This window comes from Grimontia sp. NTOU-MAR1 (assembly GCF_035758505.1).
In the GTDB taxonomy this organism is placed as follows: domain Bacteria; phylum Pseudomonadota; class Gammaproteobacteria; order Enterobacterales; family Vibrionaceae; genus Enterovibrio; species Enterovibrio marinus.
In genome coordinates this window covers 2,062,244-2,081,140 of the sequence record NZ_CP142108.1, presented here as the reverse complement: position 1 = coordinate 2,081,140, position 18,897 = coordinate 2,062,244, and the positions used below count along the sequence as shown (strand labels likewise).

General features: G+C 50.3%; 14 protein-coding genes. 9 read left to right on the top strand and 5 right to left on the bottom strand.

Annotated elements, in window-relative coordinates; translation table 11 throughout:
* The first annotated feature begins 201 nt into the window (after positions 1–201).
* Positions 202–825 carry a LysM-like peptidoglycan-binding domain-containing protein gene (locus VP504_RS09380; protein WP_325890947.1) on the top strand — a complete coding sequence of 208 codons (624 nt, stop codon included), beginning with the start codon at positions 202–204 and terminating at the stop codon, positions 823–825.
* Between the two features lie 60 nt (positions 826–885).
* On the opposite strand, the gene VP504_RS09375 is transcribed toward VP504_RS09380, so the two are convergent.
* Together VP504_RS09375 and VP504_RS09370 are read right to left on the bottom strand one after the other, a co-directional pair.
* The gene (locus VP504_RS09375) at positions 886–1,338 is read right to left on the bottom strand and encodes a GNAT family N-acetyltransferase (RefSeq protein ID WP_325890946.1); all 453 of its coding nucleotides are present in this window, start codon (positions 1,336–1,338) and stop codon (positions 886–888) included.
* 166 nt (positions 1,339–1,504) lie between these two features.
* Positions 1,505–3,457 carry a bifunctional 2',3'-cyclic-nucleotide 2'-phosphodiesterase/3'-nucleotidase gene (locus VP504_RS09370; RefSeq protein WP_325890945.1) on the bottom strand — a complete coding sequence of 651 codons (1,953 nt, stop codon included), beginning with the start codon at positions 3,455–3,457 and terminating at the stop codon, positions 1,505–1,507.
* Positions 3,458–3,728: 271 nt separating this feature from the next.
* On the opposite strand from VP504_RS09370, the gene cysG reads away from it, so the two are divergent.
* From cysG to cysC, 5 genes are read left to right on the top strand one after another with little or no spacing between them, the layout of a single operon-like run.
* Positions 3,729–5,150, top strand: coding sequence for a siroheme synthase CysG (gene cysG / locus VP504_RS09365; protein WP_062666570.1), 1,422 nt, complete (start codon positions 3,729–3,731; stop codon positions 5,148–5,150).
* A 14-nt stretch (positions 5,151–5,164) separates the two neighbouring features.
* Entirely contained in the window at positions 5,165–6,073 is a 909-nt protein-coding gene (cysD, locus tag VP504_RS09360) for a sulfate adenylyltransferase subunit CysD (protein WP_002536513.1), read from the top strand.
* 10 nt (positions 6,074–6,083) lie between these two features.
* Positions 6,084–7,517 (top strand): sulfate adenylyltransferase subunit CysN, encoded by a 1,434-nt coding sequence (gene cysN, locus VP504_RS09355; RefSeq protein WP_325890944.1) that lies wholly within the window; start codon positions 6,084–6,086, stop codon positions 7,515–7,517.
* A gap of 5 nt (positions 7,518–7,522) precedes the next feature.
* Positions 7,523–9,250 (top strand): SLC13 family permease, encoded by a 1,728-nt coding sequence (locus tag VP504_RS09350; RefSeq protein ID WP_062666566.1) that lies wholly within the window; start codon positions 7,523–7,525, stop codon positions 9,248–9,250.
* A 51-nt stretch (positions 9,251–9,301) separates the two neighbouring features.
* Positions 9,302–9,922: an adenylyl-sulfate kinase gene (gene cysC / locus VP504_RS09345; RefSeq protein WP_325890943.1), complete on the top strand. Its 621-nt coding sequence runs from the start codon at positions 9,302–9,304 to the stop codon at positions 9,920–9,922.
* A gap of 90 nt (positions 9,923–10,012) precedes the next feature.
* On the opposite strand, the gene VP504_RS09340 is transcribed toward cysC, so the two are convergent.
* Positions 10,013–10,930 (bottom strand): TIGR03899 family protein, encoded by a 918-nt coding sequence (locus tag VP504_RS09340; RefSeq protein ID WP_325890942.1) that lies wholly within the window; start codon positions 10,928–10,930, stop codon positions 10,013–10,015.
* Positions 10,931–11,224: 294 nt separating this feature from the next.
* Entirely contained in the window at positions 11,225–11,779 is a 555-nt protein-coding gene (locus VP504_RS09335) for a YtfJ family protein (RefSeq protein ID WP_325890941.1), read from the bottom strand.
* 431 nt (positions 11,780–12,210) lie between these two features.
* On the opposite strand from VP504_RS09335, the gene VP504_RS09330 reads away from it, so the two are divergent.
* Entirely contained in the window at positions 12,211–12,417 is a 207-nt protein-coding gene (locus VP504_RS09330; RefSeq protein WP_062710608.1) for a DUF1107 domain-containing protein, read from the top strand.
* Positions 12,418–12,494: 77 nt separating this feature from the next.
* Here VP504_RS09330 and msrA read toward each other — a convergent pair whose 3' ends face one another.
* Positions 12,495–13,130 carry a peptide-methionine (S)-S-oxide reductase MsrA gene (gene msrA, locus VP504_RS09325; protein ID WP_325894014.1) on the bottom strand — a complete coding sequence of 212 codons (636 nt, stop codon included), beginning with the start codon at positions 13,128–13,130 and terminating at the stop codon, positions 12,495–12,497.
* Positions 13,131–13,436: 306 nt separating this feature from the next.
* On the opposite strand from msrA, the gene tamA reads away from it, so the two are divergent.
* Entirely contained in the window at positions 13,437–15,161 is a 1,725-nt protein-coding gene (gene tamA, locus VP504_RS09320) for an autotransporter assembly complex protein TamA (protein WP_325890940.1), read from the top strand.
* On the top strand, positions 15,158–18,880 hold the full coding sequence (gene tamB / locus VP504_RS09315) for an autotransporter assembly complex protein TamB (protein ID WP_325890939.1): 3,723 nt from the start codon (positions 15,158–15,160) through the stop codon (positions 18,878–18,880). The genes tamA and tamB overlap by 4 nt, the downstream gene beginning before the upstream one ends.
* Positions 18,881–18,897 lie beyond the last annotated feature (17 nt).

Sequence of the window (18,897 nt, the reverse complement as noted above, 5' to 3'; positions counted from 1 at the left end):
GGATAACAGTTACAGGGCGTACGGGACAAATCGACTTACAGCTTTAAGGTTGTAATTCGGACGGAATTCTTTGAAAGTACAAATGTCAGACAATTATTCAGGTTAAGCCGACTGGCTGACATTTTGCTGATATTGCAGATCTAGTATTCAAGGTGATTGAATTCGTTGAGATACTGGACAATGAGGATCTTGAAAGAGGTAATGACCTTGAAAGGAAAGCGCGAAAAAGGAACAGCATCCGCCACGCCGCCTCTGGGCGAGGCAATCAAAAGCGCATTAGAAAAAGCGAAAGCCTCGCTGAGCCCTCTGGTTGAACGTGTTCACCCTTACTGGCAATCCTTACCGAAGTTACACCGCACTGCGATTTCAGTACTGGGTGCGTTGTTGTTGGTGCTTCTGCTATGGCCATCAAGTGATAACTCGGCACCGGAAAGCAACACGGCCGGTGAACGCGTATCCGTGCCACTTGCGGTTCGACAGCAGCAAGTCAGCAACGATGAAGGCTTTGATGCTGATGGCGAGCAGGTGATATCCACGCAGTCAGTGGGCGCGCAAGCCGTAAATACGGACTGGGTGAACTACGAAGTGGAGGGTGGTGATACGCTGTCCAATATCTTCCGTGCACAGGATTTACCATTGCCTGACCTTTACGCCATCTCAGCGATAGAGGGGGACGATAAGCCTCTCAGCCGAATCCAACCTGGGCAATTGCTCCGCTTCAAGCGTAATGACCAAGGTGCCTTGGATATGTTGCAGATTGAAACCTCAGGCGCGTCGGTGATTTTCTTCAGGCTGTCAGATGGCAGTTTTGCCCGGCGTAAGTAATTGCTGAAAACAGAAGAGAGCTGCCATTGGGCAGCCTTTTTTATATCTTTTTACCGCCGATTAGGCTGCGACGCGGCGCATGTCGATGTGCGGAATGCCGTCTTCCAGATACTGCTCAGAAATTTCTTCAAAGCCGTGGCGACGATAGAACTCTCGCAGGTGATATTGGGCTCCAATGGTGATTGGCGCTTTTGGCCATATATCATGTGCTTGAATAATGGCTTGTTTGACCAGCTCACTGCCACAGCCGTTTCCGCGCTCTGTAATGGCGGTCACAATGCGTCCGATACTCATTTCCGGATAGGTGAGGCCTGCTGGCAGTATGCGGGCGTAGGCTGTCATTTTGTCATCGCGGTAGCCGAGCAAGTGTCGGGTTTCGGGATGGGTGTCATGGCCGTCCAGCTCCGGATACGGACAGTTTTGTTCTACGACGAACACGTCAGTGCGCAACCTCAATAGGTCATAGAGTTGCCGTGTCGACAACTGACCAAAGGTCAGGGTTATCCATTGCATTATTGTTATTCCTGATTTTTAAAAATCTCTTGGGCTACTTTTTTCATAGCCCATTTCCCTTTGGGTAGTCGGATAACTTATAAAAAAACCGCGATCAAAGCCGCGGTTTTTCTGTATCAATTTTGGGTGTTTTCAATAATTAAACATTGGTGCAACCAATTATTAATCATTTTTTCAGGTCAATGCGGTACTGCGCGAAGCCCACATCATCTGTGCCCACTTTCTCCATTGGGTACTGACCTTTGGCTTTTACGAAATCAGCCGCCTTGTCACTTGGTGATGTCTCAAACACCACGTTCAGATCAACGTCGGTTTCGATTGGGGCAAACGACCAGTTATTGTCAGCCGTTGGGGTAACCACACCTTTCTCTTTGGTCACCGCACTGATGTAGTTGGCGACCACGGTACGGTTTTCATCCGGTGAGGCGAAGGCAATGAAGTCATTGCCTGTGCCTGGGAATTTGCCCAGGTATGCACGATAGTTGTTAGTCGCAATCAAAAATGGCTGTGCCATATCTACTGGCTTACCGTTAAAGGTCAGGTTCTGAATACGTTCAGCACCTTCGTTAACCAATGCACAGTCACCGTCGTATCGTGCTGGCTGGGTGATATCTACCTGATAGTTCACACCATCTATCACATCGAAGTTGTAGGTGCGGAAGCCATCCCAGTTAATGAGTGACTGCTGGGCTCTGGATTGAGGGTCGATTTGGTTAAACTGACCGGCACTGCATTCCAGCCACTCTTTCACTTCTTTACCGGTGACTTTCAGTGCCACCAAGGTATTTGGATAAAGGTAGAGATCTGCTGCATTTCGGAACGTCAGTTCGCCTGCTTCCACTTCGGTGAAATTCGCTGGGTCATTCTTACGGCCACCTGCTTTGAACGGTGCCGCGGCTGACAGTACTGGAATGCCGTCCAGATCCGGGTCACCCTGAATGAAGCGTTCGACGTAATCTTTCTGTGCCAGATTGACGATTTGTACCGTCGGGTCGTCCTGCACCAGCGAGAGGAAGCTGTACATCACATCGTTAGCTTTACCGATAGGCTGATTGACGAAATCACGGGTGCCTTTGTGGTCGTGCTCAAGTACTTTACGCATCTCAACGTCCGCCGCCGCCAGTGATTTACCGTCAAAGATAGGACGGGATTCGCTTTGTACCGGCGTTACAATCCACTCATCGCCTTGCTTGTCGAGCTGCAGATCCATGATGCCGACGTGGCTGCCCCAACGACCCGGCATTACAGCCGCTACGCCTTTGATGGTGCCTTTTTGGTTATCGACGCCTTTAATGTTGTCAAAGCCTTTACCGGGGAACACTGCGTGGGAGTGGCCGAAGGCGATGGCATCAATACCGTCAACGTCGGCAAGGTAGTACACCGAGTTTTCCGCCATGGCTTTATATTGGTCTTGAGACAGGCCTGAGTGAGGCACAGCCACAATCACATCTGCGCCTTTGGCTTTCATTTCAGGTACCAGCTTTTCTGCGCTGGCTTTGATGTCTTCAGCAATCACCTTGCCTTCAAGGTTCTTCTTGTCCCACACCATGATTTGCGGTGGGACAAAACCGATATAACCAACTTTCACCAGATGGGCGTTGCCGTCGGTGTCTTTGAAGGTGTGCTCTTTGATGATGTAGGGGTTGAAGTAGTGCTTGCCAGTGTTGGCATCAATCACGTTGGCAGATATATAGGGGAATTTCGCGCCTTCCAGCGAGCGGTCGAGAAAGTCGAGGCCGTAGTTGAACTCGTGGTTACCGATGTTACCCACATCGTAGTCCAACAGATTCATTGCCTTATAGACAGGGTGAACTTCGCCTTTCTCAATACCTTTGGCAGCCATGTAGTCACCCATAGGGCTGCCCTGAATCAGGTCACCATTATCGACCAATACGCTGTTTCCGACCTCTTCTTGTGCAGCCTTCACGAGCGTTGCAGTGCGCACCAGACCGATTTTCTCACTCGGCTTGTCCTTGTAGTAGTCGTAATCCATCACATTGGTGTGGATGTCAGTGGTCTCGATGATACGCAGTTTAATGGTGTGGGCCATTGCTGGGCCTGCCATGGTAAGCATACCGGTCAGTACAGCGATGGAAAGTGGACGGGCTGAAAGAGTCATGATTATCTCCCAAGGACAGAAATGTGCCTGTATTTTGCATATCGACGACTAGGAATAGTTACATTTCATCTCTAACTGTGATCTATGACTTGATTAATTGATATGTAATCGAATGCAGTGCTGGCGCGGCTTCGCGGCGGTTGGAGAAAATTTCGTCGCTATGAGAGTGAAGGTCTAATAGCCATAACGTTATAAAAAATGAATTTTTAGAATTTCAAGTAATAACATCAACTCTCTATAGTGGCCTCAATGGATTGAAAGGGCTGACACTATGGATTACTTGCCAATTTTCGCAAAGCTTGAAGGACGTGCTTGTCTGGTCGTCGGCGGCGGTGAAGTCGCATGGCGCAAAACGCGCATGCTGATGAAAGCCGGGGCGTCTGTCACCATCGTGGCGCCTGAAGCTGATCATGAAGTTATTGAAGCGGCTGAAAATGGCGAGCTGGTGTGGCTGAAAGAAGGTTTTAAACCGGAGCACCTCGACAACGTATTTCTGGTGATTGCAGCCACTGATAACCCGCTGGTGAATGAGCTGGTTTCTAAAGCTGCCGACAAACGTCGTGTACTGGCAAACGTGGTGGATGACACCCCGAAATGCAGCTTCATTGTTCCCTCTATTGTTGATCGCAGCCCAATTGTGATTGCAATTTCTTCTGCTGGTAAATCACCGGTCTTAGCAAGATTGATTCGAGAGAAACTCGAAACCCTGATCCCGTCGCACGTTGGCCGTATGGCAAAACTGGCTGGCGATTTTCGCGATACCTTAAAACAGAAAATCTCGACCCTGAATGGTCGCCGTAAATTCTGGGAAATGGCATTTGATGGTCGTTTTTCCTCACTGGTTGCTTCAGGCGACGAAGAGGGTGCCAAAGCAGAGCTCGAGCGACTGACTGACGGCGTTTCCCTACAAGGTGAAGTGGCGCTGATTGGCGCTGGCCCGGGCGACCCAGGTCTTCTGACCCTACGTGCGCTTCAACTGATGCAGCAAGCCGATGTGGTGCTTTATGACTATCTGGTCTCTGATGAAATCATGGAACTTTGTCGTCGTGATGCCGAGCTGATTTGTGTCGGTAAGCGCGCGAGCTATCACAGCGTATCGCAGGAAGAAACCAACGCCATGTTGGTGAAATATGCGCAGAAAGGCCACCGCGTGGTGCGCCTGAAAGGCGGCGACCCCTTCATGTTTGGCCGTGGTGGTGAAGAGCTACAAGTGCTGCAGGAAGCGGGCGTTCCATTTCAGGTAGTACCGGGCATTACTGCCGCAGCCGGGGCAACCGCCTATGCCGGTATTCCGCTGACACACCGCGATTATGCGCAAACGGCGATGTTCATTACCGGACACCTCAAGAAAGAAGATGACAGTTTCCGCTGGGCGACACTTGCGCGTGGTCGCCAGACGCTGGTGATTTACATGGGTCTGATGAAAAGCGCCCATATTCAGCAGCAATTAATTCAGCATGGACGTGACCCGGAGACCCCGGTCGCAATCATAGAAAACGGCACGCGTACCAATCAGAAAATCTATAAAGGCAAACTCAACGAGCTGGAGTCGCTGGCGGAAGGTGTAGGTTCCCCTGCATTGATCGTCGTCGGTGAAGTGGTGCAGCTCGCAGACCAGTTGAACTGGTACGGAAAGCAATCATTCGAAGCGGTAGGTGATGTTCGTGCACCGTCCGTGGTTAATTTAGGCTAAGGAAACAACATAGAATGGAAGCCAAAACTCTTACCCACCTCAAACAGCTTGAGGCAGAAAGTATCCACATCATTCGTGAAGTGGCGGCGGAATTCGATAACCCGGTGATGATGTACTCCATCGGTAAAGACAGTTCCGTGATGCTTCACCTGGCTCGTAAAGCCTTCTATCCGGGCAAGATCCCTTTCCCTCTTCTGCACGTCGACACTGACTGGAAGTTCAAGGAAATGATCAAGTTCCGCGATGAAACGGCGAAGAAATATGGCTTCGAACTTCTGGTACACAAAAACCCAGAAGGTCTGGCAGCGGGCATCAACCCGTTTGACCATGGTTCTTCCAAGCACACTGACATCATGAAAACCCAAGGTTTGAAGCAGGCGCTGAACAAATACGGTTTTGATGCAGCATTCGGCGGTGCGCGTCGTGACGAAGAGAAAAGCCGCGCTAAAGAGCGTGTTTACAGCTTCCGCGATAAGAACCACGTCTGGGATCCAAAAAACCAGCGTCCTGAGCTTTGGCACACTTATAACGGTCAGGTGAACAAAGGCGAGAGCATCCGCGTGTTCCCGTTGTCGAACTGGACCGAGCTTGATATCTGGCAATACATCTACCTCGAAGGCATCGATATCGTGCCGCTGTACCTGTCTGACGTGCGCCCAGTGGTGGAGCGTGACGGCATGCTGATCATGGTCGATGACGACCGTATGAAGCTGCAGGAAGGCGAGGAAATTGAACACAAGAGCGTCCGTTTCCGCACCTTGGGTTGTTACCCACTGACCGGTGCTGTGGAGTCGGAAGCCAACACCCTGACAGGGATTATTGAAGAGATGCTGGTGGCGACCTCGAGTGAGCGTCAGGGACGTGCGATCGACCACGATCAGTCCGCCTCCATGGAATTGAAGAAACGTCAGGGATACTTCTAAGGGATTAAACATGAATAGTGCTATTGAACAACAAGTGGCCGAGCTGGGTATCGAGGCCTATCTGGACCAACATCAGAACAAATCCCTGCTGCGTTTTCTGACTTGTGGCTCGGTGGATGACGGCAAAAGTACGCTGATCGGCCGCCTGCTGCATGACTCTAAGCAAATTTATGAAGATCAGCTGGCAGCGATCCACGCAGACAGCCAGAAAGTGGGTACCACAGGTGAAAAGCCGGATCTGGCGCTGTTGGTTGATGGTCTGGCCGCTGAGCGCGAGCAGGGCATCACCATCGACGTGGCATATCGCTACTTCTCGACCAAAAAACGTAAGTTCATTATCGCGGATACCCCGGGACATGAGCAGTACACCCGTAACATGGCGACCGGTGCGTCGACCTGTGATCTGGCGGTTATCTTGATTGATGCACGTAAAGGCGTATTGGATCAAACCCGTCGTCACTCGTTTATCGCGAGCTCTCTGGGCATCCGCCACTTTGTGGTTGCGGTGAACAAAATGGATCTGGTGGATTTCGATCAGGCACGTTTTGAAAGCATCCGTGATGATTACCTGGCGTTTGCTGAAAAGCTGAATGCGGACATCGACATCAAACTGGTGCCACTGTCAGCGTTGGAAGGCGACAACGTGGTAGATCGCAGCCCAAGCACCCCTTGGTATGACGGCGAGACCCTGCTGACCTTGCTGGAAGATGTAAACGTGACTGCGGAGAAAGACAACGGTGCCTTCCGTTTCCCAGTGCAGTACGTGAACCGTCCAAACCTCGACTTCCGTGGTTTCTCCGGTACCATCTCTGGTGGTGAAGTACGCCCAGGTGATGAAATCAAAGTGCTGCCATCGGGTAAAACCTCGACAGTCGCGCGTATCGTTACCTTTGATGGTGACTTGGATTATGCACACGCAGGTCAGGCTGTAACGATTACTCTGACTGATGAAATCGACATCAGCCGCGGTGATTTGATTGTGCCAGCTGCTGATACCCAGCAAGCGACCAACAAACTGGCCGCACGCATTGTTTGGATGGCTGAGCAACCACTGGAAGTGGGTCGCCAGTACGATGTCAAAGTCGCGGGCAAGAAAACCGTGGGTGCCGTGAGCAAAATCCGTCATCAGGTGGACATCAACTCGCTGGAAACTTTCAATACTGAAAGCCTGCCACTGAACGGCATCGCTGAATGTGAGGTTGAACTGACCGAATCTGTGCCGCTCGACGTTTACACTGATTGCGCCGACACCGGTGGTTTCATCCTGATTGATCGCCTGACCAACGTGACCGTGGGTGCAGGTATGATCAGCGAGCTGCTCGAAGACAGCGTTGCACAAACTTCAGGTACTGATATCTCTGCGTTTGAGGTAGAACTCAACGCGCTGATCCGCAAGCACTTCCCACACTGGAATGCACGCGACATCAGTAAGCTGTTGGGGTAATTCCAATGAGCTGGGATCAGTCTCTGGTATTGGGATTGCTGCTGGCGATTGTGGCAGGTTTGGTGTTTACCAAAATCAAACCTGCCGTGCTTTTCGCAGGCGTAGCTTTCGTTGCATTTCAATCCGGGCTGGTATCGGTGGAAGCGATGGCAGGGAACTTCACCAATAGTTCCCTGTTAACGCTGGTACTCCTCATCCTTGCCTCTGCGGCACTGGAAAAAACACGTTTGGTCAGTTGGGTCAGCGGGCAACTTGCCAGCGGCCGTTTAGGAACTGTCGTTGCTAAATTAGGCGTGTCGACCGCGTTTCTAAGCTCGTTTACCAACAACACCGCTGTCGTGGTTTCTCTGATTGGTGCGGTGAAGCGTAACCGTCGTCATGCGCCATCACGACTGCTGATTCCTCTTTCTTACGCAGCCATTCTTGGTGGCACCCTTACCCTGATTGGCACCTCGACAAACCTCATCATCAACAGCTTCGTGGAAAGTGCTGGTCTGCCTACACTGAGCTTCTTTGCGCCATCCACGATTGGCCTTGCCGTATTGGCTGGCGGTCTTCTGGTGTTGATCCCGTTTTGTTATCTCCTTCCTAACTATGACGACGACAGTGATGACGATTTGCCATATGTATTGGAAGCAGAAGTCAAAAGGGGCTCTCCATTAGCGGGTAAAACCGTGTCTGAAAATGGGTTGCGTGCGCTTCGCCGTTTGTATCTGGCCGAAATTGTTCGCGATGGTGAGCTGATCGCGCCGGTTTGCCCGGATACTGTGATGCGCGAAGGCGATAAGCTTCAGTTCTGTGGCGATGTGGAAAGCGTGGCCACCTTGCAGGAAATCGAAGGTTTGGCGCTGTTTGGTCAGCACCACATTAACGGACAGAACTTGCTTGAGGTGGTAGTGAGCCACAGTGCATCGATTCTGGGTAAGACGCTGAAAGAGGCCAAATTCCGTGAAAACTTTGATGCGGTCGTCGTCGCTATCCGTCGCGGTCATGAAAAGCTCGAAGGCGGTTTAGGCAATATTACCCTGCTTGCCGGTGACACTTTGGTGATTGTCCCTGGTAAAGGATTTGCGAAAGAACAACAACGCATGCAGCGCGAATTCGTGCTGGTGAATGGTTTGGACTCCAGTGCGCGTCTCGATAGCAAAATGAGCACTTGGGTGCTGGCAGGTTTTGCCGCAGTAATTGGTTCCGCTTTAATGGAGTGGATGCCACTGCTGAATGGTTTGGCTGCCTATCTGACTGTGCTGTTGCTGACAGGTGTGGTGAATCTGGTGGAGCTGAAACGCCGCTTCCCGGTTGAGATCGTGGTGATTGTCGGCAGCGCGCTAAGTCTTGCGCAGTTGATGATTGAGTCTGGGCTTTCTGAGCAAATGGGCGAGCTGTTTATCTACTGGTTTAACGGCTGGGGCGTTTATGGCGCGCTGATTGCAACCTATTTGCTGACGCTGGTGTTAACTGAGCTTGTGACCAACAATGCCGCAGCAGCGCTGTCATTTCCGATCGGATATAGCCTCGCTCTCGGATATGGCGTAGATCCGATGCCGTTTATTATGGCAGTCTTGTTTGGTGCCAGTGCGAGCTTTATTTCGCCATATGGTTACCAGACTAACCTTCTGGTCTACAGTGTGGGTAATTATCAGTTAACGGATTACCTGCGGATTGGATTGCCGTTGTCGTTGGTGTACTCCGCACTGGTGTTGGGTCTTATCCCTCTGTTTTTCCCATTTTAATTACCTCAAAGGCCAATAGAGCCTGAGATGAGGTCAACAAAGGATTGAGTTATGAGTGCTGCGGATACGCCGCATCCGGATGAAAACGTCGTTTGGCATAAACACGTTATCGACAAAACATACCGCGCAGAACAGAAAAACCAGCGTCCGGCGCTGCTTTGGTTTACTGGCCTTTCAGGCTCTGGCAAATCCACCGTTGCTGGTGCACTGGAAAGTAAACTGGCACAGATGGGATACCATACCTACCTGCTTGATGGTGACAACGTACGTCACGGCCTTTGCCGCGACCTAGGTTTTTCCGATCACGACCGCCGCGAGAACATTCGCCGTGTGGGTGAAGTGGCGAAACTGATGACAGATGCGGGTTTGATTGTTTTCTCCGCGTTTATCTCTCCGTTCCGTGAAGAGCGCCAATTAGTGCGTGAGCTTCTACCGGAAGGTGAGTTCTTGGAAGTATTTGTCGATACGCCTTTGGAAGTGTGTGAATCACGCGATCCGAAAGGCCTCTACAAAAAAGCCCGCGCGGGTGAAATCAAAGCCTTCACCGGTATCAGCTCTGCGTACGAAGCGCCGGAAACGCCGGAAGTGCATCTTCAAACTGACGATCATTCTGTCGAAGTCCTGGTGGATCAGTGTATTGCATCACTACGTCAGGCTAGTATCATCGGCTGACATTGATAGTCGCGAAACAAAAAACGGCTGGGATTTCCCGGCCGTTTTCTCTTTTTCTTTCAATTTTTCATCGCCAAAATATGAAGAAGATTAGGCTTTTTCATTCACTGTCGAGCCAACATCACTTTCCACCTTAAAGGCTTTTGAAAGCAGTACCATCAGGGCATCGATATACTCGGGGTGCGCTTTTTGACCCACCAGTTTTGCCAGCTCATTGCCTGTTGGGCTGAAGCGATAGTAGTAAATCCGAATGCCTTTTTTCAGTGGCGTGAGCATAAAGGTTTTGTTTTGACCAAACAGCGGAAATGAGGCCGGTGGCTCAAGCAAGCCAGATTCCAATTCGGTTCTCAATATGAGGCCTAAATCCATCAACAGCATCAGATCCGTGAATGGCAATTTGAAATTCCCCAGCGCCAAACGCTCGGCAATATCCGGTTTGAAGTATCGCTTCATACCTTCTTCCGGCTTTCTAAATCCCGTAATGAGTTTGTTGCTGCTGTCGCTGCCGAATGTACAGGCCAATGCGCAGGCGCGTTGTAGAGCCTGTGCTTCGCGTTGTGTCATTGTTTCCAGCAAAGACAAGGCTTTGAGCGAGGTACTGCCGGGTTTGATAATTTCCTGTTTCAGGATCCGTGCCCACAGGTTCTGCATGCCAGCGCCGTAGATGTTTTTGGCCATTTCAAAAAAACGGTACAGCCAGTCCGGATCCGGCGAGCTGGCGGTTTCATCGCGGCAAAGATCGTTACAGGTCTTGATGACTTGCTCTAGGTTTTCCTGCTGTTTCTGTTTGATCTCTAACTGGCGGAAAGCCGCTCGGGACGTCAGCGTATCGTGTTCAATATCGTGCAATTTTGCATCAATGTGGTGAGAGGCAGCAATGGCGGCAAGGCGGTGCTGGCTGGATTTGATATGGCTCTCTTGCTGGCTTTGTGATTTGTCACCACGCTTCGAGTTCTCTTTTTCGACGCTTTCCGCATCAATAACGACAGGTTTGTTTGGTTCGGCCATACTGTTCCCGCTTTGAACACGTTAAGGTAATGTTTTGGCGATGATTTAGGGCAAAACGCGCGCAATCAACTATGTTAAAATTAAATTAAATTTGTTAACATTTAATCCATGTTATGGAAGCGAAAGGAGGATGATTGAAGTGAAGAAGTTCAAAATGAATTCCGTCAATATCCTGCTTGTCGTGTTTTACATTGCAACGCTACTCTATCTTTCTCAGTTTATCGGCTAACTTTCGTTAAACATTAAAAAAACCCGCACCTAGCGGGTTTTTTTCGTTTCAAGGAGTGAGCAAGATCACTTCATTAGCTTGTTCACCAAATCAATAACTTGAGTGATTTCAGCTTCGCTTAGTGCGCCTTCTTTGACAAAACGGACGGTACCTTCATTGTCCAGTACAACAATGGCTGAACTTTCATCCTGTAATCGCCACGCGTCAGCAACAGTGCCGTTTTCATCCAAAACAATGGACGACCAACTGAATTCTTTTTTGCTGTCTGCGGCTGAAGATTTCACGAAACCACCGGTCCCCCAGATTGCATCATCCTGATTGATGATGGTCGTGGTCTGGTATTTATCGCGCGGGAAACCAGCAACTTTTACCGCTTCAATCAAAGGGGCATTCATTTCCTTTGCGCTACTGCGGCCAGCAATAGCTTGAATGATACGGACCTTGCCTGTCAGGTTTGCACTGTCCCAGGTTTCGTAACCTATCTTGTCGCCATTTAGGGTAAGTTCACCGTGCTTTTCGACGGAGACAGATGGTAATGCTTGGCCGTTTGAGAGATTGTGAGCCGAGGCAAAGGTTGAGATGAGAGCAGTCGCCAAGGCTAGTGTTTTAATACGACGCATGAGTGATTATTTCCTGTTCATTGATGTATTTGTTTTTATGCGTAACCCCTCTGAATTTGTTCAGTTTACGGGGTACGGTATTGAATATAGCTGATACAGGAAGTGAGCCCGAACCAATAACTGGCCCAACCACTCAAAATGAGAAATTCAACCCAGTTCAAATTGAATCTTTTTCAAGACAGTGTGTCGTAATTTTGCCATGTGAGGATTTTTGTCTACGCTTATTTGGTTGTGATTGAATAACTAAACAGTCTTCGGCTTGTGATTGTTTAGGTTTGTTTGGGAAACCTTTGTCGATTTTGTTGTCGAAAAAGTGATGGCAACTATCCTGAACACTTGGCATTTAGATTGCATCGTGCAAATGTCAGCCAATGCCGAAAGTATTGGTGTGTGATGCAGGTCTTTTATCATAGGCATGGAGGAGTTCATCAATGTTGCGTATTTTTCACCAATACCGCCCTCGTCAGGTTGCACGTTATGTGAAAGGCTTTTTTCGCGGTAGAGTCTACATCGATGGCGTGGGGGCCTTTGAATTCGACAGGGGGAGATTGCTGCCACCGCACAAAAAAGACAAACGCGCACTGGCGGTGATGACCGAAGTAAACAATGAAATCAAGGCCATGGCAGTTGCCGCCTGACTTAATCAAAAGAACATACAAGAACGCCCGTCGTTTGACGGGCGTTTTGCGTTTAAAGTGCCGCTTTTTCCGGTGGATTATCTTTCCCAAGGAGGCAGACAAACACCAGTACCTCCAATGCCACAATAACCGTTTGGATTCTTCTCCAGATACTGCTGATGATAGGTTTCGGCAAAATAGTAGGGACCAGCATGAGCGATCTCTGTAGTGATCTCCGCTTTACCTTCTGCATCCAAAGCTGCCTGATAAGCATCTCGACTGGCTAGTGCTGCGGCTTTCTGGTCATCATCGAAATAATAGATTGCCGATCGATACTGGGTACCCTTGTCATTTCCCTGACGCATACCTTGCGTTGGATCGTGGCTCTGCCAAAATTGTGCCAGGATTTCTTCCAGTGAAATACGTGAAGGGTTGAAAACGACCTGCACCACTTCGGTGTGACCCGTCTGGGCGCTGCATACGTCTCTGTATGTGGGGTTCACGGTAAAGCCACCGCTGTAGCCGACTGACGTGGATTTTACGCCATCAAGTTTCCAGAACAGCCGCTCTGCACCCCAGAAACAACCCATGCCCAAAAGGATTTGAGCTTGGCCTTCAGGTGCTTCTTTACTCAACATTGAGCCATTGACGGCATGCGCTTCAGCCGGAATAATTTCCTCGAGTCGATCTGGCAACGCCTGATCCGCGGTGATGGAGAGTTGCTTTTGGTTGATAAGCATATATCGACTCCTTGTCGTGTCTGGATTGCGCCTGTTTTTTGTTAGGTGTCCACAAACGTAACTGAACAGGCAGGAAAACTAAAGAACGGAACAATGGGCTTATTCTTTCACCGATGCCCGAACCCTCATAAGGTACTTGCGTAAGATGACGACTCTGCAGTGCATTCAAAGTGATCCGTTGAGGACATCTTTCCTCGCTTTGATGCATATTTGCAACAGAACAACCGAACACATGGACGGTCATACTGTCACTATTCTATTTTTAACAGGCTCTCAGGGTGAGAGAAAAGTATACGGTTGATGATTAAGAAACGATTAATACCTTGTGTTTTAGTCACAGCAATATGGGTGCCTGGGGTGGCAATCGCTGATGTGGACTTTGAAATCAAAGGGCTGGATGATGCCCTGGAGAAAAATGTTTCCGTTTACCTAGACGCCATCCCTGATAGCGAGCGACGGCTGACTTTCCGGTTTCAGTCCCGCGTTACAGACGAAATAGAAAAAGCGCTGCAGGCTCTGGGATATTACGACCCAACGATTAGCTATAAGCTCGAAGATAAAAAGTCAGTCGATGATGCCACTGTGGTGTTGGATATCGCATCCGGTGAACCTGTGCGCATTGCAGAAGTGGATGTCGAACTGACGGGGGATGCCAAAACTGATGAGGCGTTTACCGATCTTCTGAAAACCGCGCCGAAAGTAGGCGACGTGCTTAATCAGGGGCAATACGATGCCCTGAAATCGTCGATTCAAAGCCTTGCAGTGCGTCGCGGTTACTTCGATGCTGAATATACCCTCTCAAGACTGGAGGTGGCTCCAGGACGCTATCAGGCCTTTATTCGCCTGCATTTTAGCAGTGGGATACGTTATCACTTTGGTCAAGTTATCTACCACAATAGCCAAATCAACGAAGAACGCCTCGACAGTATGTTGACGTTCAAAGAAGGTGACCCGTATCTCGTGTCTGACCTTGGCGCGTTCAACCAATCCCTATCCAACACTGGCTGGTTTTCCTCGGTGCTCGTTGAAGCGGGGATTGATGATCTTCGCGACGATCGTGTGCCGATTTCGGTGAACCTTGAGCCCTCCCCTCGAAATCAGTTTGAAACCGGTATTGGTTATTCCACCGACGTGGGGCCGCGCGTCAAAATCGGATGGAAGAAGCCCTGGTTTAACAGTCGTGGCCATAGTTTGAACACGGACTTATACGTTTCCAAGCCTAAGCAAACACTGGAATCAACCTATAAGATTCCGCTGGAGGATGTGCAGCGCGAGTACTATCAGGTGCAGGTTGGCCTTGAAAACCTCGATAATAATGACACAACCAGCCTTGAGTTAACCTCTTCCGTTTCCCGCCACTGGAAGTATGACACCGGCTGGCAGCGTGCGCTGTACCTTCGCTGGCTCTACTCGGACTATACCCAGGGCAGTGTCTCGAACATCTCTAACCTGATTTTACCGGGGATAAACTTCTCCCGGGTGCGTAGCCGTGGCGGTGCGATGCCATATTGGGGTGATAAGCAATCTATTACCTTTGAAGCAGGTGATCCGGCGTTGCTCTCAGACATCAGTCTCTTCCGCGCGGTCGGGCAAACTGCGTGGATCCGCAGTCTGAACAGCGACAACCGCTTCCTGACTCGCGTGAATGCGGGCGGTATTTTTACCACTGAATTTGAGCGCGTGCCGCCATCACTTCGCTTTTTCGCTGGTGGTGATAACAGCATCCGTGGTTATAGTTATGAATCGATTTCACCCCGTGACAGTGAAGGCAAGCTCGAAGGCGGTGCCTACATGACAACGGGCTCGTTGGAATATAACTACCGCGTGGCGGGAAACTGGTGGGGCGCGCTGTTTGTAGACGGCGGCGACGCCTGGACAAGCAGCGATCCGGAATGGAAAACCTCAGCTGGTGTGGGCGTGAGATGGGAATCGCCAGTAGGCCCTATCCGATTTGATATAGCCCACGGTTTTGAGAACCAAGACGATGATTTCATGATCCACTTTAGTCTTGGGCCGGAACTATGATGCGTTGGTTTAAGCGATTCGTTATCGCTATCGTATTGTTGTTGTTTCTGGTTGTTGCTGGAGCGCTTACGGTGTTGCTGACACCCGCCGGCGTTAAGCTTGCGGTTTGGGGGGCGCAAGAAGCTCTGCCGGAGTTAACAATAGAAAAAAGCCGTGGGGCGCTGTTGAACGGATTTGCGCTGGAAGGGGTAGCCTTCAGCATGGACGGCTTTTCGTTGTCAGGTCAATCCCTCTCTCTTGATATCAACAGTAAGTGCCTCAGTGGCCCAGCTCTATGTGTGGAGTCGCTGACGGGGGATGGCATTAAAGTGGTGGTTGGTGAAACTGAACCTGCGCCGGCATCGCCGCCGTCTGAGCCACTGACCGAAATTAAGACGCCAGTACCACTGTTTCTCAGCGGTGTGGCACTCTCTGATATCTCCCTCGATATTCTCGGCACCAAGGTGCATTGGGACAGCCTGACTACCGCCGCCCAGATGCAGGGCAACACAGTGACGTTAAAGCCTACCGAATGGAAAGGTATCAAGGTCGAACTTGCCCAAAGCGAAGAGAAACCGGCGAAACCAGAAGCCACGTCTACAAGTGACACGCCGATTGAATTGCCTGCCGTGAATATCCCACTCAATGTTGTGATTGAGGGGTTTGCGCTGAAAGATGCACTACTCATGTTGCCGCAAAAACAGGTGATTCATGAGTTCTTTGTGAAAGGAAAAGCGGGTGGTCCTGACATTGTACTTGAAGATGTACGCCTCGACGCAGAGCAGGGCAAGGTTTCACTCAATGGTGATATCTCGCTGAAAGATGATTATCCGCTGAACCTTGCTGCAAATGCCAAGGTAAGAATGGAACCGCTTCAGGGACACTCACTGACGCTGGATGCGAAGGGGGACCTTTGCGATTTAGCGATTAAAGCCAACCTTAAAGGTGTATTGCTGGCCGCGCTTTCCGGCAGGCTGAATGTGCTTGATCCCAACCTACCGTTTAACGTACTGCTGACCAGTAAGAACCTGCAGTGGCCGGTTGACAGTAACGCGGAATACAAGCTGACATCAACGGCTATCAATGCCAGCGGTAGCCTGAAAAAGTACAGTGCTTCGGTGAAAACCCAAGCCTCGGGTGAAGCGATACCGGATATCGACTTGTCGACTAAGTTAAAGGGTGATCTCGGCAAAGTGATGTTGGGGGATATCTCATTGAAAACACTTGGTGGTGGTATTGATGGTTGGGCGAGCGTCGACTGGACTAAGCAGGTGAAATGGCAAACCCGGCTGGCTTTTTCTGATATTCAGCCCGGACTTCAGTGGCCTGAAGCGGAAGGTAAGCTTTCAGGTGAAGTGCAAAACAGTGGTGAGATTACCGAGCAGGGCGGTTGGTTAGTGCGACTGCCAGAACTCGACATTGAAGGCATCATCCGCGATCAGGCATTGGATCTAAGCGGCCAGCTCAACGCTTCTGATGTAAAAGGCAAAGGCGACCTGTTGTTTGAAACCAAGGGACTTTCCCTCCGCCATGGCCCAAACCAGATTGATGTGTCGGGCAAGGTGGATAAAGCGCTGGCGCTGAAACTCAATCTCAACCTTCCCAAGCTCTCCGCTTCGGTACCGCAGGCTGGCGGCAGTATTAAAGGTAATATCGGTCTTTCAGGTACGCTGGAAAAGCCAGAGGCGGCGCTGCTAATCAATGCCAATGCCTTGCGTTGGGAAGAGCTGGTCACCGTGCAGGATGTCAGTATTCGCGGCTCTGTGAAGCCACTTCCTATCATTGGTGGCGGTCTGATTGTCGATGTGAATGGCGTGAAAGCAGAAGGCGTAGAAGTGAAAACGCTTGCTCTTCGTGCGTCTGGGGATGAAAAAGATCAAACAGTAAGCCTAAAGGTTGATGGTAAGCCTGTCAGTGCAAACCTTTCCGCTCGAGGCAGTTTAGACAGGGAAAAAGGCTGGAAGGGAACCCTGTATTCTTCCGCTGTAAAAACACCTATCGGACCTTGGAAGCTGGTGAATAATGTGCCGCTGAGCGTGAATTTCAAATCTGGTGTGGTCGAGATCGGCGCATTCTGCTGGACGCAAAACCAAAGCCAAATCTGTCTGGATAAGCCAGCGAAAGTGGCTGACAGTGGGGAAGCACAGCTTTCTATCGTCGATTTTAATCTTGATGTGGTGCAGTCTTTTCTGCCTGTCACGACCACGATTGAAGGGATGGTCACTGCCAACGCCAATGTCGCGTGGAAGCCAAACGTACTGCCAAACCTGAAAGCATCGGTAGATTTGTCAAAAGGGAAGGTGACGGAACAATTAGATGCGCCACTGACCCTTGGTTGGGATGCTGTGAACATTGATGCGACGCTGGCAAATAACACCCTGAACGCAGATGTGCTGCTGGCATTGACTGACAACGGCAAGGTGACTCTCAGAGCCGTCATGGGTAATCTTGAAAGCCAGAAAAGGACCCTCAAAAGCACCTTCGACATTGATAATATTGACCTCGATATCCTGGCCCCCGCGCTGGGCGAAGATACCAAGTTGGCGGGGATGCTCAGCGGTAATGTCAGCCTCAATGGCGATCTGGAGGCGCCAACTGCCAATGGCAGCATTGAGCTGAGTGGCCTGAAATTACAGAGCCTCGCTGCGCCTGTGGAAGTGCGGGAAGGTCAGATAACGGCGTTGTTAAATGGCACCAATGGTCGCATCAACGGTGATATCAAAACACCGGATGGCGATTTGGTACTTACCGGTCATGCGGACTGGAAAGATCTTAATGCCTGGCTGGCATCGCTGAATGTGAAAGGACAACGCCTGAAAGTCGTCGTGCCACCCATGGTTGCAATGGAAGTCAGCCCAGACATGACGCTGAATGCGTCGCCGAAGTCCGTGAATGTGAATGGTAGTGTCTCTGTTCCTTGGGGGCGTATTGTGGTGGAAAACCTACCAGCATCGGCGGTGCAGGTTTCCAGTGATGTCGTGATCCTGAACGATGATCTTCAGCCTGTTTCTGAGGAAGAAAGCAACCCGATCACGGTGAACGCTAACATTGCTGTCAATATTGGCGATGACGTTCGCCTTGAAGCCTTTGGCCTGAGAACCAATTTGGTCGGTAAGCTTGACGTTGCCAGTAACCGTAAAGGACCAAGCGTTAACGGCGAGATCAATCTGGAAGAGGGAACATATCGTTCATTTGGTCAGGATCTCCAAATCAAAAAAGGTCAGATCTTGTTCAATGGTCCGCCTGAACAGCCTTATCTGCAAGTGGAGGCGATCCGCAATCCAGACGCTATTGAAGATGGCGTCGAAGCAGGTATCCGAGTGACCGGCCCTGCGGATGCGCCGGAAGTGCAGGTGTTCTCAGATCCGGCCATGCCTCAGGCAAACGCCTTGTCTTACTTGACGCGTGGACGGAATCTGGACAGCGAATCTGACGGCAACGCCATGACGTCGATGTTGATCGGCCTCGGTCTTTCTCAGAGTGGTAAGCTGGTGGGACAAATCGGCCAAGCGTTTGGTGTACAGGATCTGTCGGTAGATACCTCGGGCAGTGGTAATGACGAGAAAGTAGAGGTCTCTGGCTACATTCTGCCAGGACTTCAGGTGAAATATGGTGTGGGTATCTTTACCAGTTTGCCGGAATTCACAGTGCGCTACCGGTTACTGTCAGATCTTTATGTCGAGGCGGTTTCAGGCGCAGACAATGCGGTCGACCTGCTTTACCAGTTCAGTATCAAGTAACCCAAAAACAAAAAGCC

Bases quoted from the DNA above. Each gene is read 5' to 3' on its own strand.
- tamB (WP_325890939.1), top strand. From the start codon at position 15,158: ATGATGCGTTGGTTTAAGCGATTCGTTATCGCTATCGTATTGTTGTTG.
- VP504_RS09375 (WP_325890946.1), bottom strand. From the start codon at position 1,338: ATGCAATGGATAACCCTGACCTTTGGTCAGTTGTCGACACGGCAACTC.
- VP504_RS09330 (WP_062710608.1), top strand. From the start codon at position 12,211: ATGTTGCGTATTTTTCACCAATACCGCCCTCGTCAGGTTGCACGTTAT.
- VP504_RS09340 (WP_325890942.1), bottom strand. From the start codon at position 10,930: ATGGCCGAACCAAACAAACCTGTCGTTATTGATGCGGAAAGCGTCGAA.
- VP504_RS09350 (WP_062666566.1), top strand. From the start codon at position 7,523: ATGAGCTGGGATCAGTCTCTGGTATTGGGATTGCTGCTGGCGATTGTG.
- VP504_RS09370 (WP_325890945.1), bottom strand. From the start codon at position 3,457: ATGACTCTTTCAGCCCGTCCACTTTCCATCGCTGTACTGACCGGTATG.
- VP504_RS09380 (WP_325890947.1), top strand. From the start codon at position 202: ATGACCTTGAAAGGAAAGCGCGAAAAAGGAACAGCATCCGCCACGCCG.
- cysC (WP_325890943.1), top strand. From the start codon at position 9,302: ATGAGTGCTGCGGATACGCCGCATCCGGATGAAAACGTCGTTTGGCAT.
- cysD (WP_002536513.1), top strand. From the start codon at position 5,165: ATGGAAGCCAAAACTCTTACCCACCTCAAACAGCTTGAGGCAGAAAGT.
- cysG (WP_062666570.1), top strand. From the start codon at position 3,729: ATGGATTACTTGCCAATTTTCGCAAAGCTTGAAGGACGTGCTTGTCTG.
- tamA (WP_325890940.1), top strand. From the start codon at position 13,437: ATGATTAAGAAACGATTAATACCTTGTGTTTTAGTCACAGCAATATGG.
- VP504_RS09335 (WP_325890941.1), bottom strand. From the start codon at position 11,779: ATGCGTCGTATTAAAACACTAGCCTTGGCGACTGCTCTCATCTCAACC.
- cysN (WP_325890944.1), top strand. From the start codon at position 6,084: ATGAATAGTGCTATTGAACAACAAGTGGCCGAGCTGGGTATCGAGGCC.